Raw genomic sequence first — 26,346 nt, 5'->3', positions numbered from 1 at the left:
AGACCGGTTCACTTTTCACCCATTCCTACATGATCGTGAGCCCCCAGAGCACACAATTATGGATGGATGATCGCAATCGGGAAAGAGCGTTTACATTAGCGCTTACGTCGGCCATGCAAAAAGGTCATCATCCTGATCAGTCGCTCAAGATCGTCAGGGTGGCGGCTGAAGGAGGTCGGAGGGAGATCACCGCGTTGGTCGCGGTCGCGCCGCCGCGCATGAGCCCGCCCGGGCGTCGCGCATCCCGGGGTCGGCGGGCGGCGTCGTCCACCGGCTTGCCGGTCCCCCGGTGGGACGGCTCGGCCGGCGGCCTGAGGTGCAGAGCGGCCGGCGTCTGCGTTCGGCGGCCCGCCGAAGTCCTGCCGGAGCACGCGTGATGGACGGGCGGCCACCGGTGACCACGGTGGCCTCGGCCCGGCTTGCCGTACGGGAGGACCGGACAGCAGGACTGGAACGGACTAGAACAGGGTCGGGTTCTCGGGCTCGATGCCCCGGAGGGCGTCGTAGTCGAGGGTGACGCAGTCGATGCCGCGGTCGCCCGCCAGCACGCGGGCCTGCGGTTTGATCTCCTGGGCGGCGAAGACGCCCCGCACCGGGGCGATGAGCGGGTCGCGGTTGAGGAGTTCGAGGTAGCGGGTCAGCTGCTCGACCCCGTCGATCTCGCCGCGACGCTTGATCTCCACGGCGACCGTCGCGCCCGCCGCGTCACGGCACAGGATGTCGACCGGCCCGATCGCCGTCATGTACTCCCTGCGGATCAGCGTGTAGCCCTCGCCCAGCGTGCTGATGTGCTCGGCCAGCAGCTCCTGCAGGTGCGCCTCGACGCCGTCCTTGATCAGCCCGGGGTCGACGCCCAGTTCGTGGGAGGAGTCGTGCAGGATCTCCTCCATCGTCAGCACCAGCTTCTCGCCGGTCTTGCCGTGGGTGACGGTCCAGACCTCGCCGTCCTCCTTGAGCTTGCACGGCGGGTTCATCCAGTTGAGCGGCTTGAACGCGCGGTCGTCGGCGTGGATGCTCACGCTTCCGTCCGCCTTGATGAGCACCAGCCGCGGCGCCATCGGCAGGTGTGCCGTGAGCCGCCCCATGTAATCCACGCTGCATCGCGCGATGACCAGCCGCATGACGGCCAACCCTACCGGCTCTGGAAAACTGGTCGCATGGCGTTCGAAATGGTGGGTGTGGTCGGCCTCGGCACGATGGGGGCCGGGATAGCGGAGGTCTTCGCCCGGGCGGGCATCCGGGTGACCGGCGTCGAGGCCGACGAGCAGGCGCTCGCCAGGGGGCGCGACCACCTGGACAGGTCCACGGGAAGGGCGCTCCAGAAGGGGAAGCTGACCCCGGCCGAGCGTGCGGAGATTCTCGGCAGGGTCACGCTGACCACCTCGCGCGCCGACCTGCGCGACGCCGACCTGGTGATCGAGGCCGTCCCGGAGCGCATGGACGTCAAGGTCGCGCTGTTCACCGAGCTCGACGGTCTCTGCAAGCCCTCCACCGTCCTGGCCACCAACACCTCCTCGCTGTCGGTCACGGCGCTGGCCGCCGCCACCGCACGCCCCGACCGGGTGGTCGGCATGCACTTCTTCAACCCCGCCCCGGTCATGGGACTGGTCGAGGTGGTCGGCACCGTGGTCACCGCCCCCGGCCTCGTCTCCGAGATCGCCGACCTCGCCGTACGGCTGGGCAAGACACCGGTCACGGTGGGCGACCGGGCCGGCTTCGTGGTCAACCGGCTGCTGCTGCCGTACCTCAACCACGCGGTGACCCTGCTGGACCACGGCGTGGCCGGCCGCGACGACATCGACAACGCGATGAAGCTCGGCGTCGGCCTGCCGATGGGGCCGTTCGAGCTGCTCGACCTGATCGGCCTCGACACCGCCTGCGAGATCATGGGAGTGCTGTTCGAGGAGTCGCGCTCCGACCGGCACGTGCCCTCGCCCCTGCTGCGCTCCTACGTCGACGCCGGGCTGCTCGGGCGCAAGTCGGGCAGGGGCTTTCACGGCGGCCCTGCCGACGGTCAGCCCGAGAAGGCCGCCGCGCGGACCGTCCGCGTCGTCGGCCTGCCCGAGCTGGCCGACCGGCTCGCCGCGGCCGGGTTCAAGGACAGCGACGACCCCGATGTGATCCTCGTGGCGGGCGGCGCCGACCCCGGCTCGCCCAGGACCGTCCGCGTCCAGCTGACCGGGCAGGTGGCGCAGCTGGCCACCTCCGTCCTGACCGCGCAGGAGGCCGTGCTCGGCGCCCGCGACCTGCTGAAGATCGCCGGGTACACGCCGGTGCCGTGCAGGGACAGGGCCGGCCTGGTGATCGACGCCCTCCTGTTCGCCCACCTGAACGACGCGGTCGGCATGTACGAGTCCGGCTACGCCGCCATCGGTGACATCGACGCGGCGATGCGGCTGGGCTGCGGCTACCCCGCGGGGCCCTTCGAGCTGCTGGAGTCCGCCGGCCTGGCCACGGTACGCGACGGCCTGCGCGCCCTCTACGCCGAGCGGCGCTCGCCCTCCCTCGCCCCCGCCCCGCTGCTCGACCACCTCGTCACCGCCGGGCTGACGCGCTTCCCCCGCCCATGAGCCCTCGACGCGCCCGCCGGAAGGAGTCCTCCCGCCCGATCGGCTTCGCCAGCTCGACGGACCGGGTGGAGGAGTGGCCCGACGGGGAGTGGAAGGTCCGCATGCTCAGCGGCGCCTCCTCGGGCAAGAACTACCGCTGTCCCGGCTGCGACCAGGAGATCCGGCCGGGTCTTGCGCATATCGTGAGCTGGCCCAACTGGACGGGCGGCGACAGTGAACGCCGCCACTGGCACACCACCTGCTGGCGCAAGCGGCTCGACCGGGGCCCGGGGCGCAGCAGGTACTGAGGGAATCGAGGAGAACTGCTGTGGAGATCCGCGCGGCCACCGTCCTGCCCGCCAGGCGCGAGCCGATCGAGCTGCACACCGCCGACGGGCTGACCCTGGTCGGCGAGCTGGCCCTGCCCGCGGACAGGCCGCCGGTCGCGACGCTGGTGACCCTGCACCCGCTGCCCACCCACGGCGGGTTCATGGACAGCCACGTCTACAAGAAGGCGGCCAACCGGCTGCCCGCGCTGGCCGACCTGGCGGTCCTGCGCTTCAACACCAGGGGCACCTCCTCCGAACGCGGCACCTCGCAGGGCGCCTTCGACGGCGGCGAGGGGGAGCGCTACGACGTGGCGGCGGCGCTGGAGTACGCCGAGTTCCACGACCTGCCCCGCGTGTGGGTGGTCGGCTGGTCCTTCGGCACCGAGCTGACGCTGAAGTGGGCGCACGATCCGCTGGTGGAGGGCGCGATCCTGCTGTCGCCGCCGCTCAAGCGGGCCACGGACGACGATCTCGACGCCTGGGCCGCCTTCGGGCGTCCGCTGGTGGCGCTGGTGCCGGAGTTCGACGACTACCTGCGTCCCGAGGAGGCCAAGGAGAGGTTCGCCAGGGTGCCGGGGGCCGAGGTCATCGGGGTCGACGGGGCCAAGCACCTGTGGGTCGGCGAGCCGTACGTGCGGATCGTGCTGAACGAGATCGTCAAGCGGGTCAACCCGGCGGCCTACCCGCTGCCCACCGATCTGACCGACTGAGGCTTCCGCGCGGCCCGCTCTCGTTCGGTCACGACGAGGACGATCTGACGCCACGGGAGAAGCGGTCAGACCCTTGGCCGCATATCGGCACATGCCGCACGGTGATTGTCGGGGGGAACCGGGTTACCGTGAGGTGCGTGCAGCTCTACACGAGATCAGCGGGGACCGGCGTCCCCGTCGTCCTGCTCCACGCCTTCCCGCTCTCCTCGGCGATGTGGCTGGCCCAGCGCGAAGGCCTGGCCGCCACCTGCCGGGTCGTCACCCCCGACCTGCGCGGGTTCGGCGGCTCCAGGCTGGGCGACGACGAGCCCTCCCTCGACCTCATGGCCGACGACGTCGCCGCCATGCTCGACGGCGAGGGGATCGAGCGGGCCGTGATCGGCGGGCAGTCGATGGGCGGCTACGTGACGATGGCCTTCTGCAGACGTCACCCCGACCGCGTGCTCGGCGTGATCCTCGCCGACACCAAGGCGAGCCAGGACACCGACCAGGCCAAGGACACCAGGGAGCGCATCGCGCGGCAGGTGGAGTCCGGCGGCACGGGCGTGCTGATCGAGGAGGTCCTGCCCGGCCTCATCGGCTCGACCACGAAGGAGCGCAGGGCGATGGTCTCCGGCAGGGTCCGGGGGCTCGTCCAGTCGGCGCCGCCAGGCGCGGTGGCGTGGGCGCAGCGGGCCATGGCTGGACGGCCCGACTCCTTCGACACCCTGGCCGCGCTCAAGGCCCCCGCCCTGGTGATCGTCGGTGAGGAGGACCGGCTCACCACCCGCGACGACGCCGAGGCGATGCTGCGGGCCGTACCGGACGGGCGGTTGACGGTGATCGAGCGGGCCGGCCACCTGAGCGCGGTCGAGCAGCCGGAGGCCTTCAACGCGGCCGTGGCCGCGTTCGTCAGCTCCGAGCTTGGCGAGGCAGCACGATCTCGCGGATGATCAGCGCGATCGCGGCGGCCACCGGGATGGCCAGCAGGGCGCCGACGATGCCCAGCAGGGCGCCGCCGAACAGCGCCGCGATCACGGTCACGGCGGGGGCCACGTCCACCGAGCGCTTCATGACGCGCGGGTAGATGAGGTAGTTCTCGACCTGCTGGTAGACGAGGAAGAAGATCGCGCACGCGATGCCGAGCGGCACCGACTGCAGGAACGCCACGCCGCTCACCAGCACCGCGCCGATCGTCGCGCCGACCAGCGGGATCAGGTCGGTGAGCGCGATCACCAGGGCCAGCGCCAGGGCGTAGCGCGCCCCCGCGACGGTCAGGAACGCCCAGCTCAGCACGCCCGCGATGACGGAGATGAGGATGTTGCCCGCCACGTAGCCGCCGATGCCGTCGAGGATCTCCTCGGTGATGGCGGCGGTCCTGGTACGGCGCGAGGCCGGCACGAGCTTGAGCAGGTACTCCTTGATCGAGTGCAGGGAGCCGAGGAAGTAGAGCATCAGCACCAGCAACGTCACGCCGGTGAACACCCCGTCCAGGACCACCAGGCCCGCGCCGACCAGCCCGCCGGCCAGCGAGGGCGCGAGCGTGTCGGTGACGAACGCCGCCAGCTTCGGCAGGAGCTGGTAGTCGGCGTCCAGCTGCCTGAGCGTCGGGTTGGCGATGAGCTGGTCGAAGTAGCCGGGCACGGCGGCGATGAAGTCGGCCGACTCCTGGCTCACCGGCGGCACGATGGCCAGGCCGAACAGCGCGAACAGGACGATGACGCCGGCGAAGACGATCGAGATGGACGTGCGCCTCTTCATGCGGCGCCGCTGCAGCGCCTCGACGGCCGGATTGAGCCCCGCCGCCAGGAACATCGCCACCACGATGAGAATGATCACGCTCAGCGAGTTGGTGATCAGATGACCGATGGCGATCGCGGTCAGCACGCCGAGCCCGCCCACGAGACCGAACAGGAAGGGTCCCCGGGCCAGCGGCTTGCCCGGCATCCCGTACGGCAGCGCGCCGTCGACCTGGCTCCACCCCCCGGCCTGGGGCGCCCCCGGGTCCCCCGCGACCGTCGTGGCCGGGCTCGCCGCGGGTGCTGTGGTCGGTTCCGCCGCCGGGCTCGCCGCGGCTGTCGTGGTCTGCTCCGCCGCCGGGTCCCCCGCGACCGTCGTGGTCTGCTCCGCCGCCGGGGGGCCCTGCTCGGGGGACGCGGGTTCCTCGACGTCGGCGGTCACGATGGCTCCAGGGAAGTGGGGGGATCCGGTCAAGCCGTACACGGACAACAAGAGAGCCTAGCGACCCAAGGTCACCAGGCTCTCTTCAGCCGTCGATCAGCCTCCGGATCGGGCTACTCCTGCCACCACTCCGAGTCGTCGTCCGCGGCCTGCGGCTTGGCGGCCGCAGCGGCGGGTGCGGGCGCGGGCGCGGGCGCCGGCTTCTCGCTGCCGTTGGACGCCGAAGGCGCCAGGGCCGGCTTCGGCGGGGCGGCGGTGACGGCCGGCTCGGGGTCCATGCCAGGAAGGGGCGCGCCGCCGAGAAGCTGGCGCAGCTGCGCGAGGTGGCTGGTGATGCTGTCACGCTGCCTGGTCAGCTCGTCGACCTGGCGCTGCATGCTGGTGCGGATGCGCTCGGCCTCGGCCTTGGCCTCGCTGACGATGTGCTCGGCGCTGGCCTTGGCCTCGGACGCGACCTGGTCGGCGTTCTTGCGGGCGTTGGCGACCAGCTGCTTGGCGTGGGTGTCGGCCTCGCGGCGGGTCTGCTCGGCCTGCTGGGTGGCCTTGGTGGCGCGGGACTCGGCGGTCGCCGCCCGCTGCTCGGCCTCGGCCACCAGCTTCTGGGTGGCGGCCTGCGCGGTCGCGTGGCGCTCGGCCTCCTGGCGCTCGGCCTCCTCGCGGCGGGAGGCGAGCTGGATCTCGAACTCGGCTTCGTCCTGGGCCCGCTTCGCCTCGGACTCCTCCAGCACCCGCTGGGCCTGGGCGCGCATCTCGTCGGCCTGGCGCTTGGCGGTGGTGAGGACCTCGTCGCGCTCCCGCTTGGTCGAGGCGCGCAGCTGGGCGACCTCGCGCTCGGTGGTGGTGCGCAGCTTGGCGATCTCGCGCTCGGCGTCGGCGCGCTTCTCGGCCACCTCGTGGTCGGCGGTGGCACGCAGCTTGGCGGCCTCGCGCTCGGTGGTGTTGGTCAGCTCCTCGGCCTCGCGGCGGGCCGTCGAACGGATCTCCTCGGCCTCGCGCTCGGCGGTGGTGCGCAGGTCGTCGGCCTCCCGGGTGGCCTGGGCGCGCTTCTCGGCCGCCTCGCTCTCGGCGGCGGCGCGCAGGTCGGCGGCCTCGACCTTGGCGTGGGCCTTGATCTCGTTGGCCTCGGACCTGGCGGCCTGGACGAGCTCGGTGGCCTGCTCCTCGGCAAGGCGCAGGAGCTGCTCGATGCGGGCGCCGAGACCCGAGTAGGTGGGGCGCTCCTGCTCCTGCAGCTGCCGCTGGGAGTCGGACAGGTCGCGCTGCAGGCTGGTGACCTGCTCGCGGGACTGGCGCAGCTCGTTGTCGAGCTGCTTGAGGTGGTCGTGGACCTGGTGCCGGTCGTAACCACGGAGCACCACGTCGAACTCGCGCGCTGGGGCGTCCTCGAAGAAGTTGTTGAGCTGGGCGTCGATGTCGGACTGCATGGAGGCTCGATCCTGGGTTGTCGAGACGGCTACACGGGCCGGACGGGGGGTTCGGGACATCCGAGTCTGGAGCCTGCTCCTGGCAGCAGGCTCCATGTCCGGTGGTAGGCCAGCGTACTCCGCTGTTGCCGCCTTGGAGGCCCCGTCCAACTATCTGCGTTACTAGTTACATATGAACCTTTTTTGCGTTTACCGGGAGCCAGTTGCCTGAACCAGCTCCGTGAGCATTCCTCCCACGTCCTTGGGGTGCAGAAACGCGATCGAGGAACCCATTGATCCATGTCGAGGCCGCTCGTCCAGCAGCCTGACGCCTTTCGCGCTGATTTGTTGCATGGCGTCCGCTACGTCCGGGACACCGAATGCCACGTGATGGACGCCTTCGCCGCGCTTGGCGAGAAACTTCCCGACCGGGGAGTCCGGCGACAGCGGCTCGAGCAGCTGAATGTAGGAGCCGCCACCCTCACCGTCGGCGATGTGCAGCATCGCCTCCTTGACGCCCTGCTCCTCGTTCGTCTCGCGCGCCACGACAGTCAGCTCGAACGTCCGCTCGAACAGCGCGATCTTCTCCTCCAGATCGTGGCAGGCGATCCCGATGTGGTCGATGCGCATAAACACGTGTGATCCGCCTCCATGGTGGTCGCTCGGCTGTGCCGGATGGAATGGACTTCCCAGGGGGAGTGGCCCCCTGGGATGCGTTCCACGCCGATGGGTATCGTGTCAAACGTCCCCTCGCGTGCACAGGAGGCCCGCTGCCATGTCTGGTTCCGTCATCGTCGCCGGAGCTCGCACTCCCATTGGACGCCTGCTCGGCGCCCTGTCCGGCCAGCAGGCCGTCGACCTGGGCGGTCTGGCGATCAAGGCCGCGCTCGAGCGCGCCGGAGTCTCCCCCGAGCAGGTCGAGTACGTCATCATGGGCCAGGTGCTGCAGGCCGGCGCCGGGCAGATCCCCTCTCGCCAGGCCGCGGTCAAGGCCGGCATCCCGATGACCGTGCCGTCGGTGACCATCAACAAGGTCTGCCTGTCGGGCCTGGACGCCATCGCGATGGCCGACCAGCTGATCCGCGCGGGCGAGTTCGACATCGTCGTCGCGGGCGGCATGGAGTCCATGACCAACGCCCCGCACCTGCTGCCCGCCCTGCGCAAGGGCGTCAAGTACGGCGGCTCGCAGATCGTCGACTCGATGGCGCACGACGGCCTGTTCTGCGCCTTCGACCAGTGCGCCATGGGCGAGTCGACCGAGCGCTACAACGCCGGGCTCGGCATCGGCAGGGCCGAGCAGGACGAGTTCTCGGCCCGCTCCCACCAGCTGGCCGCCGCCGCCATCAAGAACGGCGTGTTCGACGACGAGATCGTCCCCGTCGAGATCCCCCAGCGGCGCGGCGAGCCCGTGGTCGTCAAGGACGACGAGGGCGTGCGCGGCGACACGACCGTGGAGACGCTGGCCAAGCTGCGGCCCGCCTTCGCCGCCGACGGGACCATCACCGCCGGGTCCGCCTCGCAGATCTCCGACGGCGCGTGCGCCGTGGTCGTCATGTCCAGGGCGAAGGCGGAGGAGCTGGGGCTGCCCTGGCTGGCCGAGATCGGCCGCCACGGCAACGTCGCCGGGCCCGACGCCTCGCTGCAGTCGCAGCCGGCCAACGCGATCAAGCACGCGCTCGCCAAGCAGGGGCTGTCGGTGGACGACCTCGACCTGGTGGAGATCAACGAGGCGTTCGCCAGCGTGGTGATCCAGTCGGCCAAGGAGCTCGGCCTGCCGTACGAGAAGGTGAACGTCAACGGCGGCGGCATCGCGCTGGGGCACCCGATCGGCGCCTCGGGCGCGCGGATCGTGCTGACGCTGGCGCACGAGCTGAAGCGGCGCGGCGGCGGGCTCGGCGCGGCGGGGCTGTGCGGAGGCGGCGGCCAGGGCGACGCCCTCATCATCCGCGTGCCGCAGAACGGCTGATCGGCCAGAAAGCGGATCGGTCAGGGAACGGATCGGCCAGAAGCGGATCGGTCAGGAAACGGATCGGTCAGGACGACGAGAAAGCCCGGCCGCAGAGGTGATGGCGGCCGGGCTGTCGGACGGGGATCATGCGGCGCGGAGGCGGGCGAAGAGCGAGCGGTGCCGGCGCTCGGCATGCGGCGACCTGCGCGCCTGCCTCGCCAGCCGCTCCTCCGCGGCCACGGTGTGGAGCTCGCCGATCCGGCTCCGCATGATCTCGTAGTTGATTTCGGGGTTCATCCGGGTCTCCCGTGATGTCGTGTTTTTCCCTGACACTCTCTAGATTCGGGCTAAGGCCCGCCCCGCCACATCGGACGGATGCCCTATGTCCTGCCTGAGGTAGCGGCACAGGACGCCTAAGGCGGGGTGAGCGATGCCTAGGCATGCGGGGATCGGGAGGTAGGTGCGGGATGGCGGACGCGGGCGGCGTGCTCGGGGAGCTGGCGGAGCGCTTGTGGGAGTGGCGGATGGCGACCGCTCCCGACACCTCCGACGACATCACCAGGGTGGAGCGTCCGCCCGGCTGGGTCCCCGACTGGTCGGCCGCCGCGGTGGCTGCCAGGCGGGAGGCGTGGCGCGCCTTCGACGCCGAGCTGCGCGCGCTCGACCTGGCCGAAGCGCCCGTCGAGGTCAGGGTCGACGCCAGGCTGCTGGGCTCGGCGCTGGCCAGGGTGCGGTGGGAGCTGGACGTGCTGCGCTCGTGGCGGCGCAACCCCTGCTTCTACGTCGACCAGGCCCTGGTGGCCGTCTACAACCGGCTGCTGCCCCCGCCGCCGTTCACCGCCGAGCGGGCCGCCTCGATCGTCACGGTGCTGGGCGCGATCCCCTCGGTGCTCGCCCAGGGCCGCGAGAACCTGGAGGGCCACGCCGCCGCGCCGTTCGCCCGCTCGGCGATGACGCTGCTCGACGGCGCGGGGACGGCCCTGCGCACCGCGATGTCGGCCCTCGCGCCGCTGCTGCCGTCCGACGAGGGGCTGGGGGAGGCGACGGAGGCGGCCGTGCGGGCGCTCGACGGCTTCGCCGCGTGGCTGGACGAGCGGATGTCGTCGTTCGCCGACGAGACGGCCGTCGGGCCCGAGGGGCTGGCCTTCTTCCTCCACAGGGTGGCGCTGCTGCCGTACGGGGCCGAGCGGCTGTGCGCCATGGGGCGCCAGGAATGGGACAGGGCGGTGGCGATGGAGGCGACGCTGCGGCACCGCCACCGCGACGCCCCCGATGCCGTCCTCCCGGCCGACGCCGCGGCCCTCGTCACCCGGGAGGCGGCCGACGAGCTCGCGCTGCGCGCCTTCTACGTGGACAGGGGACTGCTGGGCCAGCCCGCCACCCTGCGCCACTACCGCTTCGCCGAGATGCCCGCCCACCTGGCGCCGCTGGCGTGGCTCGGCGTCCCGCACGAGATCGGTGTCGAGTCGAGTCCCGACGCCGACGCCGTCAGGTATGTCGAGCCGCCCCGGCCGGGCCTGCCGTACTTCGAGCTGGCCGCCGCCCGCGACCCGCGCGCCCAGCTCGCCCACGAGGGCGTGCACGCCCAGCAGCTGGCGCTGTCGTGGCGGCACCCTGATCCCGTACGGCGCCGCTACTACGACTCGGCGGCCAACGAGGGCATCGCCTTCTACCACGAGGAGCTGATGCTGCAGTCGGGGCTGTTCGACGACGCCCCGCACAGCGCCGTGTTCGTGGCCAACGCCATGCGGTTGCGGGCGCTGCGCGTCGAGGTGGACATCGCCCTCGCGCTCGGCGACCTGACGCTGGACCAGGCGGCGGACGTGCTGGCCGAGGCGGTGCCGATGGACCGGGCGACGGCGTGGGAGGAGGCGGTGTTCTTCTCCGGCAACCCGGGACAGGGGCTGAGCTACCAGATCGGCAAGCTGCAGGTGCTCGACCTGCTGGCCACCGCGTCGCGCCGCCGGGGCGAGGCGTTCGACCTCGGCGCCTTCCATGACCGGCTCTGGCTGGAGGGCAACGTGCCGCTCGCCCTCCAGCGCTGGGAGCTGCTCGGCCTCACCGACCACCTCGAGGAGGCCGACCGCCTGGCGGAGCGGGGCTAGGAGGCGGCCGTCGAGGTCACCGTCACCTTGCTGAAGCCGAGCGACTTCAGCAGCCCCTCCAGCATCGCCTTGGTGTTGGCGTCGGCGCGGGTCCGCAGGTCGCTGGCGACCGCGGCCTCGGAGATCTTCTTCTCGGCCAGGACGTACAGCTCCTGCTGGTTGTCCGGCGACGACGACAGGAAGCCCTGCACCCTGTCGATCAGCCCGCGCTGGTGGGCGAAGACGTAGGAGCGCCTGTTGTCGAGGTTGGGCTTCTCCAGCTGGGCGGCGGGCAGGCGTACGGTGACCTCGGTGCGGTCGGCGTTGACGGTCACCGCGTCCTTGGCCAGCGACCCGAAGTCGACGTAGGCGTCGACGTTGCCGGCGCCGACGAACAGCGTGCGCGAGCCCTTGACCGCGTCGGGCAGGAACGGGGCGTCCTTCTCCAGGTCGACGACGACCTGGAAGGACCCGGTGGCCGCCTCGAACCTGGACAGATCGTGGATGGACTGCAGCAGCACCGGCTGGCTGCGGTCCACGGTCCGCTCGTCGAAGGGGTTGAGCCAGGTCCAGGCCAGCCGGGCGCCCACCACCACCAGGACCGCCAGCACCAGCAGTCCCGCCACGTATCGCCATCGCCTGCGCGTGGCCGCCGTCTGAACATTCATGCAGACACCACTGCCCTCATACAACCAGTGTCTACATGATCAACGCCAGCTCTGCGGTGACATCTCCGGACCCTGGCTCGCGCCGCTCGAGGTGGGATAGACCGGATAGCTCTGGCTGACGCTGGGGACGGGCGAGGCGAGCGCAGGCCCGCCGCCGAAGTGCCTGGCCGACAGCTGGCACGACTGGAAGTCGGTGTAGAACATGCGCAGCCACTCGCGGCGCTGGTGCTCGCTCAGGCCGGAGAACCACGCCGCGGCGTACTGGTGCTGCGGCAGCGGCCCGCCGGGCAGCGGCTCGCCGCGCAGCCACGCCGTCACGATCTCCCGGTAGCCGTCGGCGGTCGTGCCCGAGCAGTCGGCGGCCAGGCTCTCGACGAAGTCGTAGGCGGCCTGGTCGGCGAAGCCCGTCGACAGGTCGGGCACGTGGATCGGCACGATGCCCGTCGAGGCGCGCAGGCTCTCGCCCAGCGGCCGCTGCTCGACCCTGGTGAAGGCGGCGGGAGTGCCCGACAGCTTCGAAGCGATCTTGGTGAACGTGTCGCCCACCTCGGTCAGCCCGCCCCGCATGCCGGGGTGCAGGCACACCGTGATCGGCCACTCCTGACAGCTGTAGACCAGGGGCAGCGCGCTGGCCGCCTTGGGCTCGGTCACCAGCCTGGCCACCCCGGTCCCCGCGGCGAGGACCGCCATCAGCGCGAAGGCCAGTACCAGGGCCTGCCTGGTCACCACCGCGGCCCAGCCGAGCAGCAGGGCCAGTGCGACGCCGAGCAGCCACAGCGTCTGGTCGAGGAAGGCGGCGGCGGCCAGGCCCTGGAACAGGTCGTACGGCTCGCCGGTGCCGGGAGCGAGCTTGTCGACCCACGTCTTGCCGTCGGCCAGCCAGGTGAACAGCGCGTAGCAGCCCAGCCCCGCCGCCAGTGGCGTCATCGCCCGCGGCACGAGCCAGCCGGCCACCCAGCCGATGACGGCGTAGAGCGCCAGCCCCGCCATGCCCATGCCCAGGCCCGCCAGGTTGAGCCGCCCGGCCTGCTCGGTCAGCACCGTCTTGACCGCCAGCACCAGCACGGTGGCCGCGAACGAGCCCACCACCACGACCACGATGGCCAGCGGCGCCTTCAGCGCGATCCACGTCGACACGGTCCTGCCCCGCAGCGCGCGCCGCTTGCGCACGGCCACCCACGCTGCGAACGCGGCCGCCACGGGACCGGTCAGCTTCAGCGACCCGATCACCGCGACCACGATGTTCTCCCACGCGTCGACGCCCGGGATCAGGACGCTCCAGGCGGCCACCAGGCCCAGCGCCAAGAGCACGGCCGTCGTGACGGCCGCGCTCTGCTTCAGTTCCTCGCGCGTGACGCCGGCGTGCTCACGCACGGCGAAACCCCCCGCTGAAATACATCAAGCACCCCCCGTGCCCCATCAGCGACCGCGGAACACCGGCTCATGGCCGTCCCCTGGGCTCCGCGTCACCGTTTCGTGCGAGAACCATAACTGAGCGTGATGATTAGCGCCCGGGTTCTTGGTCAAGCGGTGAATCTGGTTGCGCTGAGTAATCATACGAACCAGGACGAGGGCACGCTAACGTAACGGTGTGTCGCTCAACCTGCCGTTCGATCCGATCGAGCGCGCTGCTGAGACCTGGCGCGTTCACTTCGGGCCGTCCTCCGCCATGGCCGCGGTCACTTCGATCATGAGAGCGCACCAGATCCTGCTGTCGCAACTGGACTCGCTCCTCAAGCCGTATGACTTGACCTTCGCCAGATACGAAGCGCTCGTGTTGTTGACCTTCAGCAGAACCGGCGCCCTCCCGCTGTCCAAGATCGGTGAGCGCCTGATGGTGCATCCCACCAGCGTCACCAACACCGTCGATCGCCTGGAGAAGGCGGGTCTGGTCGTTCGTCTGCGCAATCCGCGCGACGGCCGCGGGGTCCTCGCCGAGATCACCGACAAGGGGAGGGAGATCGTGGCCGCCGCGACCGGCGACCTGATGAACGCTGACTTCGGCATGACCATGTACGGCGAGGACGAACTACGCGAGATGTTCGACCTGCTCCGCACGCTCAGGGTGGCCTCGGGCGACTTCGGCGGCTGAGGGTCGCGCCCGCCCGCGGCCGGTTGCGGGCTCCCGCGGCTCGGCCTCAGAGGGCCGCGGGCCCGGCTCGTGGCGGGCTCCTGCGCCTTCAGTCACCAAGATGCGGCAAGATGAGGAGCATGGCGGACATCTCTCGGCCCGGATCGCTCTACGGAGCGGTGGATCTGGGCGCCAGGAAGCAGGCACTCGAGGCACAGGCCCGGCGGGAGGCCGCGGGTCCCCAGGCGGCTGCCTCGGTGGTCGACGTCACCGACGAGACGTTCACGACCGACGTCATCGACCGGTCGATGAGCGTGCCCGTCATCCTCGACCTGTGGTCTCCGCGCGCCCCCGGCAGCGCCCAGCTCACCCCCGTTCTGGAGAAGGTCGTCTCCGACTTCGGCGGCAGGGTCACGCTGGCCAAGGTCAACGTCGACACCAGCCCGCAGGTCGCCCAGGCGCTGCGCGTGCAGGCCGTGCCGACCGTGCTGGCCATCTTCCAGGGCCAGGCGGTGACCGGGTTCCAGCAGGTGCTGCCCGAGCCCGAGGTACGCCGCTGGCTCGACGAGCTGATGGGCGCGGTCGAGCAGTTCTACCAGGCCAACCCGGACGCCAGGCCGTCCGCCGTCGAGGACGGCGCTCCCGCGCCCGAGGCGGCGCCCCTCGACCCCGACCTCGCGGCCGCCGAGAAGGCCATCGACGAGGGCGACCTCGACGCGGCCGCCGACGCCTACGAGCGCCTGCTGGCCCGCTCGCCCGGCGACGAGGACGCCCGGATGGGCCTGGCCGGTGTGGGCCTCATCAAGCGCACCGCCGGGGTCGACCCCGCCGAGGTGCAGCGCCGCATGCAGGATCCCGCCGACATCGAGGCGCAGCTGCTCGCCGCCGACCTCGAGATGCTCGCGGGCAACGTCGACGAGGCCTTCAGCAGACTGGTCGGGGTGGTCAAGCGCACCTCGGGCGAGGAGCGCGACACCGTGCGCAAGCACCTGCTCGGTCTGTTCGAGGCGCTGCCCGGCGACGACCCGGCTCTGGTGAAAGGACGTAGGGCGCTTTCGAGCGCGCTGTTCTAGCCTGGAGCCATGCGGGTCGTCACCATTTCGGCGACATACGGCACGGCTGGGAGCGTCATCGGCCCGGCCGTCGCCGAGCGCCTTGGCGTCCCCTTCGTCGACCGGGCGATTCCCAGCGCCGTGGCCCAGGAGCTCGGCTGCTCCCTGGAAGAGGCGCTGGTCCACGACGACAGGGCGGAACACGGCCTCGGACGGCTGCTCTCAGGGGCGATGCGGCTGCCGACGGTCACCTTCGGGGGAGTCGACATGTACCTGCCGGGCTCGATGCCCCTGGCGCCTGAGGAGTTCGTCAACCGCACCGAACGCATGATCAAGGAGACGGCGCGGGCCACGGGCGGGGTGTTCCTCGGCCGTGCGGGCGCGCTGGTGCTGGCCGACCATCCGGGCGCCCTGCACGTGCGCCTCGACGCGCCGCTGCGCAGGCGGGTGCTGCAGACGGCGGCGCTCGCGGAGGTGTCCGAGCGCGAGGCGCGCAGGGTGGTCGAGGACAACGATCGGGCCAGGTCGGCATATGTCCGGCATTTCTACCGGGCCGACCCGGCCGATCCGCAGCACTACCAGCTCGTCATCGACAGCACCACGATCCCGGTGCGGGTCTGTGTCGAGCTCGTCGTCACGGCTGCTGAGGCGCTGTCCTGAGGCGAGGCTCCAGCGTGTGGTCGCGGCAGCCGCGCTCCGCGCTGACCGGGTTGCAGCGCGCGGTCGCGCCGCCGGGCAACTCGGCCACGTAGTCGCTGCCGTTGCGCGCCGACAGGCCGACGACGGGGAAGTCGGTGCTGATCATCTGGGCGCCGCTGTCGAGCGCCGCCTTCAGCCGGGTGGTGTCGCCCGACCTGGCCTCGGTGAACGGCACGTCCGAGCGGGTGCGGACGTAGTAGCCGCGCCGCACGAAGTCCTGGATCTGGGCGGTGTTGGCGCCCAGCGGGTCGTTCCAGCCGATGAAGGCGGCGTCGGGACGGCCCGGCCTGGAGTTGGTGAACAGCACCCTGCCCTCCAGGTTGGGGTGGCCGGTCAGGTAGGGCGTCTGGACGTCGGCCCCTGAGTTGTCCATGAAGAACATCACCTTGCCGCGCGCGGACTCCAGGCGCGGCCAGCCGTACTTCAGCACGCTCTGCTCCAGCGAGAGGCCGGGCATGCGCAGGTCGTCGGCGGTGATGAGCCGGTCGTCGGAGAAGACGCCGCGGATCTCCGCGTCGAGGGCGTCGAGCAGGGCCGCGTCCCAGGTGGGGCTCTTGGCGCCGCCCATGGCCTCCTTGGCCGGGTCGGTGCGCTTGAGCTCGGTCAGGATGGTCAGCGGGACGTGGCCCGGGTTGGCGTCCGACCAGTCGCGCACCTGGCGCAGGCAGGCCACCAGCGTCGAGCAGTTGGTGGCGTAGTCGTGGTCGGCCCAGTGCAGCACCTTGAAGCCCGGCGCGGCCAGGCCCGGGTCCTGCAGCGGCGGCAGCCCGGCGTCCCTGCGCACCAGCGGCTTGGTGTAGAGGCCGCCCTGCGGGTCGGGGAAGACGTCGAGTTCGATCCCGCGCACCCGCTGCGTGCCGAACTGGTGCGGGATGGCCGGATGGGAGTACTGCAGGTTCCACCAGTTGGCGTCGGTCCTGCGCTGGACGTCCTTCTCGGCGTCGGTCAGCTCGCGGTGGTAGCTGTTGTGGGTGGCGATCGTCTGGATCTGGTTGATCCTGACGTCGGACCTGCCGGTGGTGCCGACGGCCGGTGCCGCCGAGGTGAGGACGGCCAGCGCGGTCGCGGCGAGCAGGGCGGTGAGGCGGGGCATGCGGCTCCTCGAGGGGTTCGTGGGGGCGCCTCCGACGGTCGCCGGAGGCGGTGAACACCCGATCAAGAAAGAGTTCTCCCTTTTCGGAAATGTCCGTAAACACGCCCGTAAAGGTGGCTGTCGAGAGGACTCGTGGGAGGTGGCACCATGGATGCATCCTTGGTCAGGCGCAAAGGAGCGATAGACGTGGCCACCGTCCCGAGCGTGTCCTACTCCATCACCGTGCGGCTCGAGGTGCCCGCCGGAGGCAAGGCGGTCAGCCAGCTGACCCACGCCGTAGAGTCGGCGGGTGGCGTGGTGACCGCGCTCGACGTCACCAACGCGGGTCATGAGAAGCTGCGCATCGACGTCACCTGCGCGGCCAGGGACACCGACCACGCCCAGCAGATCGTCGACCAGCTGGAGGCGGTCGAGGGCGTCGTCATCCACAAGGTCTCCGACCGCACCTTCCTCATGCACCTCGGCGGCAAGATCGAGATGAAGTCGAAGGTGCCGCTGCGCAACCGCGACGAGCTGTCCATGGCGTACACGCCGGGCGTCGCCCGCGTCTCCATGGCCATCGCCCGCAACCCCGAGGACGCCCGCCGCCTCACCATCAAGCGCAACAGCGTGGCGGTCGTCACCGACGGCTCGGCCGTGCTCGGCCTCGGCAACATCGGCCCCGCCGCCGCACTGCCCGTCATGGAGGGCAAGGCGGCGCTGTTCAAACGGTTCGCGGGCATCGACGCCTGGCCGATCTGCCTCGACACGCAGGACGTCGACGAGATCGTCTCCATCGTCCGCGCCATCGCGCCCGGCTTCGGCGGCATCAACCTGGAGGACATCTCCGCGCCGCGCTGCTTCGAGGTCGAGGCCCGCCTGCGCGACCTGCTCGACATCCCCGTCTTCCACGACGACCAGCACGGCACCGCCATCTGCGTGCTGGCCGCGCTGACCAACGCCCTGCGCGTCGTCGACAAGCGCCTCGAGGACGTGCGCATCACGATGGCGGGCGCGGGCGCCGCCGGCACCGCCGTCCTGCGCCTGCTGCTGGCCGCGGGCGCGCGCAACGTGGTCGTCTGCGACTATCTCGGCGCCGTCCACCAGGGCCGCGACGACCTCGACGACTCCCTGCGCTGGATCGCCGAGCACACCAACGCCGAGGGCTACTCCGGCGACCTGCGCGGCGCGGTCAAGGGCGCCGACGTCTTCGTGGGCGTGTCGGCTCCCGGCATCCTCAACGGCGACGACATCGCCACCATGGCCCCGAACGCGGTGGTGTTCGCCCTGGCCAACCCCGAGCCCGAGGTCTCGCCCGACGACGCGCGCGAGCACGCGGCCGTCGTGGCCACGGGGCGCTCCGACTACCCCAACCAGATCAACAACGTGCTGGCCTTCCCCGGCGTGTTCCGCGGCCTGCTCGACGCCCAGGCCAAGGAGGTCACCCAGCAGATGCTGCTGGCGGCGGCGGGCGCGCTGGCCGCGGTGGTGACGCCGGAGGAACTCGGCCCCAACTACATCATCCCCAGCGTCTTCCACCCCGACGTCTCGACCGCCGTCGCCGCGGCCGTCCGCGAGTCGGCCGGTGGCCGGGCGCGCGGCTTCACCGAGGCCTGACCCGCGCGGCTCCCTTCGCGACAGTGGCCGCTCTCCCGGACCCGACTGGTCAGGGAGAGCGGCCACTGTCGCGTCGCGCGGCGGTCACTCCGTGGTGGGCTTCGGGCGCAGCACGGCGCTCACCAGGGCGCCCAGCACGACGAGCGCCGCGTTGACCAGAACGGCGGTCCGCACCCCGCCCAGCACGTCGGCCCCCGTCGCCATCGCCGCCGTGACGACCGCGCTCATGACCGGGATGCCCATCGTGATCCCCACCTGCTGCGTCATCGTGGCCAGGCCGGTGGCCAGGCCCTGCTCGGAGTCCGGCAGGCCCGAGGTGGCGGTCACCATGAAGCCGACGATCGCCAGCATGTTGCCGACACCGCCGATGAAGGTGGCCACCAGCAGCAGCCAGATCCACCCAGGCGAGGTGCCGAGCAGCGCCAGCGCGGCCGTCGCGGCGGCCTGGACGGCGAAGCCGGCGATCAGCGTGGCGCGGCTGCCGAGGCGGGCGATGACGCGGGAAGCGCCGACGCCGCCCACGACCGTGCCCAGGCCGAGCACGCCGAACGCGAGCCCCGTGGCCAGCGCCGAGTAACCGAGCACCTTCTGCAGGTAGAGCGTCATGAGGAAGACCAGCGACGTCTCGGTGGCGAAGGCGATCAGCCCGGCCAGGTTGCCCCACTTGACGCTCGGCCGCTTGAGGACGGCGACGGGCACGAGAGGTGCGACGGCCCTGCGTTCGGCGAACCAGAACGCCACCAGCAGCACCGCCCCGGCGGCGAGCGCGCCGAGCGCGACCGGCGCGGCGAAGCCGTACTCGCCGGCCTGGGTGAGGCCGAAGACCAGCGCGAGCAGTCCCGTGGTCACGGTCACCGCGCCGAGGACGTCCATCGCCGGCCGCCGCTCGTGCCGGCTCTCGGCCAGGACGGCGGGCGCCGCGACCAGGACGGCGAGCGCGACCGGCACGTTGACGAAGAAGGCCCACCGCCAGCTCAGCAGATCGGTCAGCAGGCCGCCCAGGACGGCGCCCGAGGTGAAGCCCGCCGACATCAGCGCGCCGTTCAGGCCGAGCGCCCGGTCGCGCAGGGATCCCTCAGGGAAGGAGGTGGTCAGCAGCGACAGGCCGGCGGGGGTCACGATCGCGGTGGCCAGGCCCTGGGCGACCCTGGCGACCAGCAGCATGCCGGGCGAGGTGGCCAGCCCGCCGGCCAGGGACGACACGCCGAGCAGCGCCATGCCGGCCAGGAAGAGCCGGCGCCTGCCGAACAGGTCCGCGATGCGGCCGAACAGCAGCGTGAAGCCGGCGGCGGCCAGGGCGAAGGCGGTGGCGATCCACTGCAGCTCCGACAGCGCGAAATCCAGGCCCTGGCCGATGACGGGCAGGGCGACGTTCAGGATCGAGAAGTCGACGGCGAGCATGAACTGGGCGCCGAGCAGGAGGGTCAGGGTCAGTTTCTGCCGGCCCGTCATGGTGGTGGTGGGCGCGGACACGTCCAACGCGGTCATGGACAGCCCCTTAATGGGTCGCAAGTTCCTTTAAGATGAGACAGACAGTAGCACGATGGGAGGCTTTAATGGAACAGCAGACCCATTTGGCGGGAACGGTACGGCCCGGCGGCCGTACGGCGAGGGTGCGCGCCGCGGTGCTGGAGGCCACCCAGGACGAGCTGGTGGAGCGGGGCTTCCACGGACTGGCCATGGACCAGGTGGCGGCCCGGGCGGGCGTCGGCAAGACCACCGTCTACCGGCGCTGGGGCGGGCCGGCGGGGCTGGTGATCGACCTCATGACGGAGCTGGCCGACCAGTCGGCGCCGCACGCGGACACGGGGTCGGTGGAGGGCGACCTGATGGCGAACGCGACCGGCGTGCTGGGCGCGGTCACCGACGAGCGGCTGGGGGCGACACTGCAGGCCGTGATCGCCGCAGCCACCTGCGACGAGCAGGCGGAGGTCGCGTTGCGGGAGTTCTACCTGCGGCGGGTGCGGGAGTGGGCGGCGGTGGTCGACCTGGCCGTGGCCAGGGGGGAGCTGCCCGAGGGGACCGACGGGATGGACGTGGTGCGGGCGGTCTCGGCCCCGATCTACTACCGGCTGCTGGTCACCCGCGAGCCGGTGGACGAGCGGGTGGCCGAGCGGGCGGTCAGGGCGGCCCTCGCCGCCGCGAGGGCGGGCGCCTTCGTCCGGTGAGCTCCCGGCGCCCTACCGCTCGGGGTCCGGGTGGCGGCGGCGCGGCGTGAGAGTGGTGACCAGCGGCCCGTCAGGCGTCTGGCGCGGCCAGATGGAGCCGTACCACCACACGATCGCGCCCATCACCACCAGCCCGGCCCCGGTCGCCAGCTTGCCCAGCAGGTCCGCGGGCGGCCCGGTGTGCGGCAGGCGCCCGTCGCGGTCATGCCAGTTCGCCCAGCGGCCGTGGCCCCAGTCCTGTCCCCACCCCGCCAGGCGGCCGTCGTCGTCCCCGTCCGCGCCTGGCCCGTCGCCGTCCCACGCGCCGGGCCTGTCGTCGCCCCCGTTCGACCAGGGACCGTCGGCGCCCCAGCCGCCCAGGGGCTTGTCGCGGTCACCCCAGAGCCCTCCGGGCCCGTCGTCGTCGCCGAACAGCGCCCAGCGGGCCTGGCCGTGGTCGCCGCCGTGTTCGCCGCCCTGTCCGCGGCCCTGGTCGCCGTGCTGGGGGCAGCCGTTGAACAGGCGCCGCGTGTCGACCACCTTGCCGTCCTGGCCGTCGGCGGTGTAGCTGACCTCGAGCCCCGCCGAACGGCCGCGCGGCACCGGCACGTAGACCGTCGTGCTCCTGTGCGGCCGCAGCGTGCCCTGCTCCACCAGCCGGTCGTCCTTCGCGACGGCGTACCCCGACGGGTGGTCGCTGGTGCTCCTCAGGACCACGGCGGCCATGTTCGTGTCGCAGGAGGTCCTGCGCAGCGACATGGTGAACGGCTCGCCCTCCTCCGCCTTCCACGCGGAGGCGGCCGACGGCAGCAGGAGGGTCGCCCCGAGCGGTGCGGCCGCCACGAGAAGGGCGAGTCGGCGTCCGGCGGTCATGGCTCCTCCTGAGCACACGAGAAAGCGATCTTTGCTACCTACAGTGCCCATATGTATGCGCTCCGTAACATCGCGAACCTGGGGGCGCGAGATGCCGTGTACACCGGTCATGATGGAGGCATGGCGGAGGCGATCTACGTCGGCGGGCTGTTGGTGGCGACGCCACTGCTCGACGACCCCAACTTCCGGCGCAGCGTGGTGCTGATCCTCGAACACGACGTCGACGGCGGCACCCTCGGCGTCGTGCTGAACCGGCCGAGCGAGATCGCCGTCACCCAGGTGCTGCCGGTCTGGGACACCCTGGTGAGCGGGCCCGCCGTCCTGTTCGAGGGTGGTCCCGTGCAGACCGACAGCGCGCTTGCGCTGGCCGCGGTGCCCAGCGGGGAGGAGCCCCTGGGCTGGCGGCGGCTCCACGCCGGCACGCCGTCGGTGGCCAGGCTCGGCACCGTCGACCTGGACGCGCCGCCGGAGATCCTGGCGGGCGAGATCGCCCAGATGCGGATCTTCGCGGGCTACGCGGGCTGGACGTCGGGCCAGCTGGAGAGCGAGATCGCCGAAGGCGCGTGGTACGTCGTCGACTCGGAGGCGGGCGACACCTTCAACGCCGATCCCAGTGGCCTGTGGCGGACCGTTCTGCGCAGGCAGCGCGGCGAGCTGGCCTTCGTCGCCACCCACCCCGACGATCCGACCCTGAACTAGCCGCCCAGGTCCCAGCCGGGCCGGAAGCTCCGCTCGGCGAGGACGAGCGCCTCCTCCACGCGCTCGAACATCGCCGGCAGGTCGTTCTCGATCTCCTGGGGGCGCGGGCACTCGAAGCCGACGCGTACCGTCGCCATGGCGTAGGCGACGACCAGGTGGGGGAGCTGGTCGGTCTCGGCGTCGCGGCCCTGGCGCCTGGCGATCTCGACGGCCAGCCGCCGCTCGGTCTCGACCCCGCGGGCCACGCTCTTGCCCGCGAGTGCGGGGTTGGCCTGCATGAGCTGCCGCATCTTCAGGAACCTCGCGGTGTCCTCGGACGTTGCCCCGGTGAACTCGTGCAACATGACCCGCAGCGCCTGCAGGAGCGAGACGAAGGGGGGCTCATCACCGGGACGGCACGCGAGCGCCTCGCTGACGATCCCTTCGCTGTGGTCGTGGAACCACAGGACGACGTGCTCCTTGCTGGTGAAGTAGCGGAAGAACGTGCGAGCCGAGATCTCGACCGCACCCGCGATCTGCTCGACGGTGGTCGCCTCGTATCCTTGTTCGAGGAACAGGTCGACCGCCGCGTCGATGATCGCCAGGCGCGTCTTCTCCTTTTTGCGTTCTCGTAGGCCCATGGCAACCTCCCTGTCACAGTGTGCCATAAGTCAGGCGCTGGCAAACAAAACCATTTGTCATTTGTCAGTCTGTGTCATAAATTACTCGGGCTAACGATTCGTCCGTACTGAGGGGGCTCCCATGGCTCAAGCCAAGACGGTGGCGGCGCCGACGCCGTCAGAGGCGGAGGGAGGTGCGAAGGGCAGTCCATGGCTGACGCTTCTGGCGGTGTCGCTGGGTGTGATCATGGTGATGCTCGACGGCACCGTGGTCGGCATCGCCAACCCGGTGATCGGCGCGGAACTGCGCGCGTCCCTGTCCGACCTGCAGTGGGTGACCAGCGGCTACCTGCTGGCGCTGGCGGTCTTCCTGATCACCGCGGGCAAGCTGGGTGACCTCTTCGGCCACAAGCGGATCTTCCTGATCGGTGTCGCGGGCTTCACCGTGACGTCCCTGGCGATCGGCTTCACCGGCTCGATCACCGCGCTGATCTTCTTCCGTGTGCTCCAGGGCCTGTTCGGCGCGCTGCTGCAGCCGGCCGCGCTCGCCCTGCTCCGCGGCGCCTTCCCGGGGCCGAAGCTGAACCAGGCGATGGGCGCGTGGGGTGCCATCATCGGCCTGTCCAGCGCGGCGGGCCCGATCGTGGGCGGCCTGCTGGTGGAGAACGTCAGCTGGCAGTCGGTGTTCTTCATCAACGGCCCCGTCGGCCTGCTGGCGCTGATCATGGGCGTGGTGATCATCAAGGAGAACAGGTCCCAGCTGATGTCGAAGGTCGACTGGCTGGGCGTGGTGCTGCTGTCCGGGGCGATGTTCGCGCTGGTCTGGTCGATCATCAAGGCTCCCGAGTGGGGCTGGGGCGACATCAAGACCATCGGCTTCCTGATCGGCTTCGCGGTGCTGGCGGGGCTGTTCATCGCATGGCAGGCCATGGCGCGCCAGCCGCTGGTGCCGCTGTCGATCTTCAAGAACCCCTCGGTCTCCATCGGTGTCGGCCTGATGATGATGGTCGCCTTCGCGATGTTCGGCGCCATGTTCTTCCTGGGCTTCTTCTTCCAGGGCGTGCACGGCCTGACGCCGCTCGAGGCCGGCCTGCGGATGCTCCCGATGAGCGCCGGCATGATCATCGCCTCGCCGCTGGCGGGCATGGCGATCGGCAAGCTGGGTCCGAAGATCACGATGGCGGCCGGTCTGGTGATCACCGCTCTGGCGATGTTCCTGATGTCCCGCCTGGGTGTCGACGCCTCCTTCGTCGAGAGCGGCATCCCGTTCCTGGTGCTGGCCTTCGGCCTCTCCCCGGTCTTCGTCGGCGCCACCGAGATCATCGTGGGCAACGTCGAACCCCAGTACGCCGGTGTGGCCGGTGGCGTGCAGCAGTCGGCCATGCAGGTCGGCGGCGCGCTCGGCACCGCGATCCTCGGCGCGGTCATGGCCGGCGAGATCGCCGACAGGCTGCCCGGCTACCTCGGCCCGGTCGCCAAGGACATCCCGGCGGACAAGATGCACCTGCTGGAGCAGGCGGCCGCCTTCGGCACGGCACCCACCCAGGGCCTGCCGGACCAGGTCGCCCAGGTGATCACCAACGCCGTCCACAGCTCGTTCATGGACGGCATGCACCTGGCCTTCCTGGTGAGCACCTGCGTCGCCATCCTCACCGCGATCCTGGCGCTGTTCGTCAAGCGCGGCAGCCAGTCGACCGAGGGCGCGCCCGTCCACGTCGGCTGACGACACACCGTGCGCGAAAGCCCGGCTCCCGACCCCGAGCGGCGGGAGCCGGGCCTTTTCCTGGACGGGCCCCGGATCCGCATAGACTCGTTGGCGTGAGCACGAAGATCCTTCCTGAGCAGGAAACCACGCCGCGGCTCTCGCATGGCGACGGCGACCACGAGCGGTTCGCCCACTACGCCGACAAGCACAAGATCACCGAAAGCATGGTGACCGGCACGCCGATCCGCGCCCTGTGCGGCAAGGTATGGGTGCCCAGCCGCGACCCCAAGAAGTACCCCGTCTGCCCTGAATGCAAGGAAATCTATGGGGGTCTCCCCAAGGGCGGAGACGGGGACGACAACAAGCAGTAACAAGCAGTAACAAATAGTGAGTGTCGATCACGGGTGATCGCCCCACGGTGCAGCTAAGGTCGCGATGTTGACCAGCTCATGCCGTATCGGGGGATTGCATGGCTCGGCGCGTGTCTGCCGCTGCTCTGATGTGCCTGCTCGCTGTCGGGCACGTCGCCGTACCACCCGCGGAAGCCTCCGCGACCACACCTGAGGGCTGCCGGCCCGCCATACAGGACGCCCACGGGCATGCCGCGGGTGGCCGCGCCGAGCCCGACCACCACGAACCCGTCGATGACGTGCTCGCCGACCTTCAGGAGCGGCTGCGCGGGCGGTCGGCGGGTCCGGCGGCCTCGGTCACCGTGCCGCTGTGGGTGCACGTGCTGACCGACGGCAACCTGCGGCCCACCGACGAGGCGGTCGCCGGCCAGGTGGCCATCATCAACGCGGCCTACGCGGGCTCGTACGGCGGCGCCGACACCGGCATACGCTTCCGTCTCGACGGCGTGACCATCACGAACCGGCCGCAGTGGTTCGCCAACCCGCTGGCCAACGACACGGCGATCAAGACGGAGCTCCGGCGGGGCGGGTCCGACACGCTCAACCTGTACATCGGCCAGCTCACCCCCCTGATGCTCGGCTACTCGACCTATCCGTTCTGGTACCAGACCATGCCGCGCACCGACGGCGTCGTGGTCGACTGGCGCAGCCTGCCGGGCGGCTCGCTGGCCAACTTCAACGGCGGGCGCACCGCCGTCCACGAGATCGGGCACTGGCTCGGGCTGTTCCACACCTTCGAGAACGGCTGCACGGGGACCGGCGACGGAGTGGACGACACGCCGCCGCAGGCGCAGCCGACCGCGGGCTGCCCCGAGGGCAAGGACACCTGCGCCCAGCCGGGTCTCGACCCGATCCACAACTACATGGACTACAGCTATGACGGGTGCATGACGGAGTTCACCCAGGGACAGGCGGTCCGCATGCACGAGATGTGGGCGGCCTACCGGGCGCTGCGGTCGGAGGCGGCCTCGGCGGGCGCCCAGCTCGCCCCGGCGCAGGCCGGCTCCCAGGCCGTCACCCCGGCCGGGACTGCCGCCCAGCCGGCCCCGGCTGCCACGGGCGCCCAGCAGCCTGCTCCGCCCGCAGTCGTGGGCCAGCAACCGGCGCCGGCCGCCGTGGGGCAGCAACCGGCCCCGGCCTCGGCGGGCTCCCCGCAGCCCGCCCCCGCTTCAGGGGGCCAGCAACCCGCACCGGCCGCCGCGGGATCCCAGGCGCCCGCCGCGGCTCCCTCGGGCCAGCAGCCCGCCCCTGCTTCCGCGGGCGCCCAACAGGGGGCTCCGGCTTCCGGGGGCGCCCAGCAGGGAGCCCAGCCCGGTACGGCGGCCGCGGGCGGCGCGCCTGCCGGCTCCCCGGCTCAGCCCGGCCCTGACTCCGAAGACTTCCCGATCGTGCCGGTCATGATGGACGTCCTGCCCGACGGGCCGATGGCGGGCAGGCCGGTGCGCATCAAGCCGAGGAAGGTCACCCCCGTCAGGGGCCGCTGAGGCGGCGACAAGGTGTGATTCCGGTGCAACTAGGATGTTGGGGTGACAGCACCGAAGAGTCTCGACA

26 protein-coding genes are annotated in these 26,346 nt (G+C 71.2%); 15 read left to right on the top strand and 11 right to left on the bottom strand.

Annotated features, from left to right (window positions below; translation table 11 throughout):
• Positions 1-458: 458 nt before the first annotated feature.
• Complete coding sequence (nucS, locus tag ACWEVS_RS20180) at positions 459-1,121, bottom strand: endonuclease NucS (protein ID WP_449926605.1); 663 nt, start codon at positions 1,119-1,121, stop codon at positions 459-461.
• A gap of 36 nt (positions 1,122-1,157) precedes the next feature.
• Between nucS and ACWEVS_RS20175 the strand changes: the two genes are divergently transcribed.
• The 4 genes from ACWEVS_RS20175 (at position 1,158) to ACWEVS_RS20160 (ending at position 4,520) form a co-directional block, all read left to right on the top strand.
• Complete coding sequence (locus tag ACWEVS_RS20175) at positions 1,158-2,570, top strand: 3-hydroxyacyl-CoA dehydrogenase (RefSeq protein ID WP_452552742.1); 1,413 nt, start codon at positions 1,158-1,160, stop codon at positions 2,568-2,570.
• Positions 2,567-2,857, top strand: coding sequence for an ATP/GTP-binding protein (locus ACWEVS_RS20170; RefSeq protein ID WP_449926599.1), 291 nt, complete (start codon positions 2,567-2,569; stop codon positions 2,855-2,857). The genes ACWEVS_RS20175 and ACWEVS_RS20170 overlap by 4 nt, the downstream gene beginning before the upstream one ends.
• 20 nt (positions 2,858-2,877) lie before the next feature.
• Complete coding sequence (locus ACWEVS_RS20165; protein ID WP_452552741.1) at positions 2,878-3,588, top strand: alpha/beta hydrolase; 711 nt, start codon at positions 2,878-2,880, stop codon at positions 3,586-3,588.
• A 137-nt stretch (positions 3,589-3,725) separates the two neighbouring features.
• Positions 3,726-4,520, top strand: a complete 795-nt coding sequence (locus tag ACWEVS_RS20160) for an alpha/beta fold hydrolase (protein ID WP_452416929.1) — start codon at positions 3,726-3,728, stop codon at positions 4,518-4,520.
• On the opposite strand, the gene ACWEVS_RS20155 is transcribed toward ACWEVS_RS20160, so the two are convergent.
• From ACWEVS_RS20155 to mce, 3 genes are all read right to left on the bottom strand, one after another.
• Positions 4,480-5,748 carry an AI-2E family transporter gene (locus ACWEVS_RS20155; protein WP_452416931.1) on the bottom strand — a complete coding sequence of 423 codons (1,269 nt, stop codon included), beginning with the start codon at positions 5,746-5,748 and terminating at the stop codon, positions 4,480-4,482. The two genes, ACWEVS_RS20160 and ACWEVS_RS20155, sit on opposite strands and share 41 nt — an antisense overlap.
• A 113-nt stretch (positions 5,749-5,861) precedes the next feature.
• Positions 5,862-7,172 (bottom strand): DivIVA domain-containing protein, encoded by a 1,311-nt coding sequence (locus tag ACWEVS_RS20150; RefSeq protein ID WP_354917307.1) that lies wholly within the window; start codon positions 7,170-7,172, stop codon positions 5,862-5,864.
• A 189-nt stretch (positions 7,173-7,361) separates the two neighbouring features.
• Positions 7,362-7,787, bottom strand: a complete 426-nt coding sequence (gene mce, locus ACWEVS_RS20145; RefSeq protein WP_354917310.1) for a methylmalonyl-CoA epimerase — start codon at positions 7,785-7,787, stop codon at positions 7,362-7,364.
• Between the two features lie 139 nt (positions 7,788-7,926).
• On the opposite strand from mce, the gene ACWEVS_RS20140 reads away from it, so the two are divergent.
• Positions 7,927-9,117, top strand: a complete 1,191-nt coding sequence (locus ACWEVS_RS20140) for an acetyl-CoA C-acetyltransferase (RefSeq protein WP_354917314.1) — start codon at positions 7,927-7,929, stop codon at positions 9,115-9,117.
• Between the two features lie 126 nt (positions 9,118-9,243).
• Here ACWEVS_RS20140 and ACWEVS_RS20135 read toward each other — a convergent pair whose 3' ends face one another.
• The gene (locus ACWEVS_RS20135; RefSeq protein ID WP_354917317.1) at positions 9,244-9,396 is read right to left on the bottom strand and encodes a hypothetical protein; all 153 of its coding nucleotides are present in this window, start codon (positions 9,394-9,396) and stop codon (positions 9,244-9,246) included.
• Between the two features lie 170 nt (positions 9,397-9,566).
• Between ACWEVS_RS20135 and ACWEVS_RS20130 the strand changes: the two genes are divergently transcribed.
• Positions 9,567-11,204, top strand: coding sequence for a DUF885 family protein (locus ACWEVS_RS20130; RefSeq protein ID WP_452552739.1), 1,638 nt, complete (start codon positions 9,567-9,569; stop codon positions 11,202-11,204).
• Here the strand turns inward: ACWEVS_RS20130 and ACWEVS_RS20125 are convergent.
• Positions 11,201-11,851, bottom strand: a complete 651-nt coding sequence (locus ACWEVS_RS20125; protein WP_449926580.1) for a DUF4230 domain-containing protein — start codon at positions 11,849-11,851, stop codon at positions 11,201-11,203. The genes ACWEVS_RS20130 and ACWEVS_RS20125 overlap by 4 nt on opposite strands.
• A gap of 39 nt (positions 11,852-11,890) precedes the next feature.
• Entirely contained in the window at positions 11,891-13,225 is a 1,335-nt protein-coding gene (locus ACWEVS_RS20120) for a hypothetical protein (protein WP_449926577.1), read from the bottom strand.
• Between the two features lie 217 nt (positions 13,226-13,442).
• Between ACWEVS_RS20120 and ACWEVS_RS20115 the strand changes: the two genes are divergently transcribed.
• From ACWEVS_RS20115 to ACWEVS_RS20105, 3 genes are all read left to right on the top strand, one after another.
• Positions 13,443-13,943: a MarR family winged helix-turn-helix transcriptional regulator gene (locus ACWEVS_RS20115; RefSeq protein ID WP_354917329.1), complete on the top strand. Its 501-nt coding sequence runs from the start codon at positions 13,443-13,445 to the stop codon at positions 13,941-13,943.
• Positions 13,944-14,062: 119 nt separating this feature from the next.
• Positions 14,063-14,995 (top strand): tetratricopeptide repeat protein, encoded by a 933-nt coding sequence (locus tag ACWEVS_RS20110; protein ID WP_449926573.1) that lies wholly within the window; start codon positions 14,063-14,065, stop codon positions 14,993-14,995.
• Between the two features lie 9 nt (positions 14,996-15,004).
• Complete coding sequence (locus ACWEVS_RS20105) at positions 15,005-15,634, top strand: cytidylate kinase-like family protein (protein WP_449926570.1); 630 nt, start codon at positions 15,005-15,007, stop codon at positions 15,632-15,634.
• Here the strand turns inward: ACWEVS_RS20105 and ACWEVS_RS20100 are convergent.
• Positions 15,609-16,766 (bottom strand): phosphatidylinositol-specific phospholipase C1-like protein, encoded by a 1,158-nt coding sequence (locus ACWEVS_RS20100; RefSeq protein WP_452552737.1) that lies wholly within the window; start codon positions 16,764-16,766, stop codon positions 15,609-15,611. The genes ACWEVS_RS20105 and ACWEVS_RS20100 overlap by 26 nt on opposite strands.
• 186 nt (positions 16,767-16,952) lie before the next feature.
• On the opposite strand from ACWEVS_RS20100, the gene ACWEVS_RS20095 reads away from it, so the two are divergent.
• Positions 16,953-18,362: a malic enzyme-like NAD(P)-binding protein gene (locus tag ACWEVS_RS20095; RefSeq protein ID WP_449927074.1), complete on the top strand. Its 1,410-nt coding sequence runs from the start codon at positions 16,953-16,955 to the stop codon at positions 18,360-18,362.
• Positions 18,363-18,446: 84 nt separating this feature from the next.
• Here the strand turns inward: ACWEVS_RS20095 and ACWEVS_RS20090 are convergent, their stop codons facing one another.
• A complete protein-coding gene (locus tag ACWEVS_RS20090; RefSeq protein WP_452552736.1) occupies positions 18,447-19,850 on the bottom strand; it encodes an MFS transporter in 1,404 nt (467 codons plus the stop codon).
• A 68-nt stretch (positions 19,851-19,918) separates the two neighbouring features.
• Here ACWEVS_RS20090 and ACWEVS_RS20085 point away from each other — a divergent pair, with 68 nt between their 5' ends.
• Positions 19,919-20,530: a TetR/AcrR family transcriptional regulator gene (locus tag ACWEVS_RS20085; protein WP_449926562.1), complete on the top strand. Its 612-nt coding sequence runs from the start codon at positions 19,919-19,921 to the stop codon at positions 20,528-20,530.
• 12 nt (positions 20,531-20,542) lie between these two features.
• On the opposite strand, the gene ACWEVS_RS20080 is transcribed toward ACWEVS_RS20085, so the two are convergent.
• Positions 20,543-21,382 (bottom strand): hypothetical protein, encoded by an 840-nt coding sequence (locus ACWEVS_RS20080; protein WP_452552734.1) that lies wholly within the window; start codon positions 21,380-21,382, stop codon positions 20,543-20,545.
• 120 nt (positions 21,383-21,502) lie between these two features.
• On the opposite strand from ACWEVS_RS20080, the gene ACWEVS_RS20075 reads away from it, so the two are divergent.
• Positions 21,503-22,081 carry a YqgE/AlgH family protein gene (locus ACWEVS_RS20075; protein ID WP_449926556.1) on the top strand — a complete coding sequence of 193 codons (579 nt, stop codon included), beginning with the start codon at positions 21,503-21,505 and terminating at the stop codon, positions 22,079-22,081.
• On the opposite strand, the gene ACWEVS_RS20070 is transcribed toward ACWEVS_RS20075, so the two are convergent.
• Positions 22,078-22,701, bottom strand: coding sequence for a TetR family transcriptional regulator (locus ACWEVS_RS20070; RefSeq protein WP_449926554.1), 624 nt, complete (start codon positions 22,699-22,701; stop codon positions 22,078-22,080). The genes ACWEVS_RS20075 and ACWEVS_RS20070 overlap by 4 nt on opposite strands.
• Positions 22,702-22,822: 121 nt before the next feature.
• Here ACWEVS_RS20070 and ACWEVS_RS20065 point away from each other — a divergent pair, with 121 nt between their 5' ends.
• The 3 genes from ACWEVS_RS20065 (at position 22,823) to ACWEVS_RS20055 (ending at position 26,279) form a co-directional block, all read left to right on the top strand.
• Entirely contained in the window at positions 22,823-24,403 is a 1,581-nt protein-coding gene (locus ACWEVS_RS20065) for an MFS transporter (RefSeq protein ID WP_452416939.1), read from the top strand.
• A 95-nt stretch (positions 24,404-24,498) separates the two neighbouring features.
• Positions 24,499-24,756, top strand: a complete 258-nt coding sequence (locus ACWEVS_RS20060; protein WP_354917359.1) for a DUF3039 domain-containing protein — start codon at positions 24,499-24,501, stop codon at positions 24,754-24,756.
• 110 nt (positions 24,757-24,866) lie between these two features.
• Complete coding sequence (locus ACWEVS_RS20055; protein WP_452552732.1) at positions 24,867-26,279, top strand: M43 family zinc metalloprotease; 1,413 nt, start codon at positions 24,867-24,869, stop codon at positions 26,277-26,279.
• The last annotated feature ends 67 nt before the right edge of the window (positions 26,280-26,346 follow it).

The organism is Nonomuraea sp. NPDC003754 (genome assembly GCF_053605785.1).
Note: the sequence above shows the minus strand (reverse complement) of the source record. Positions and strands in the feature narration are given on the sequence as shown.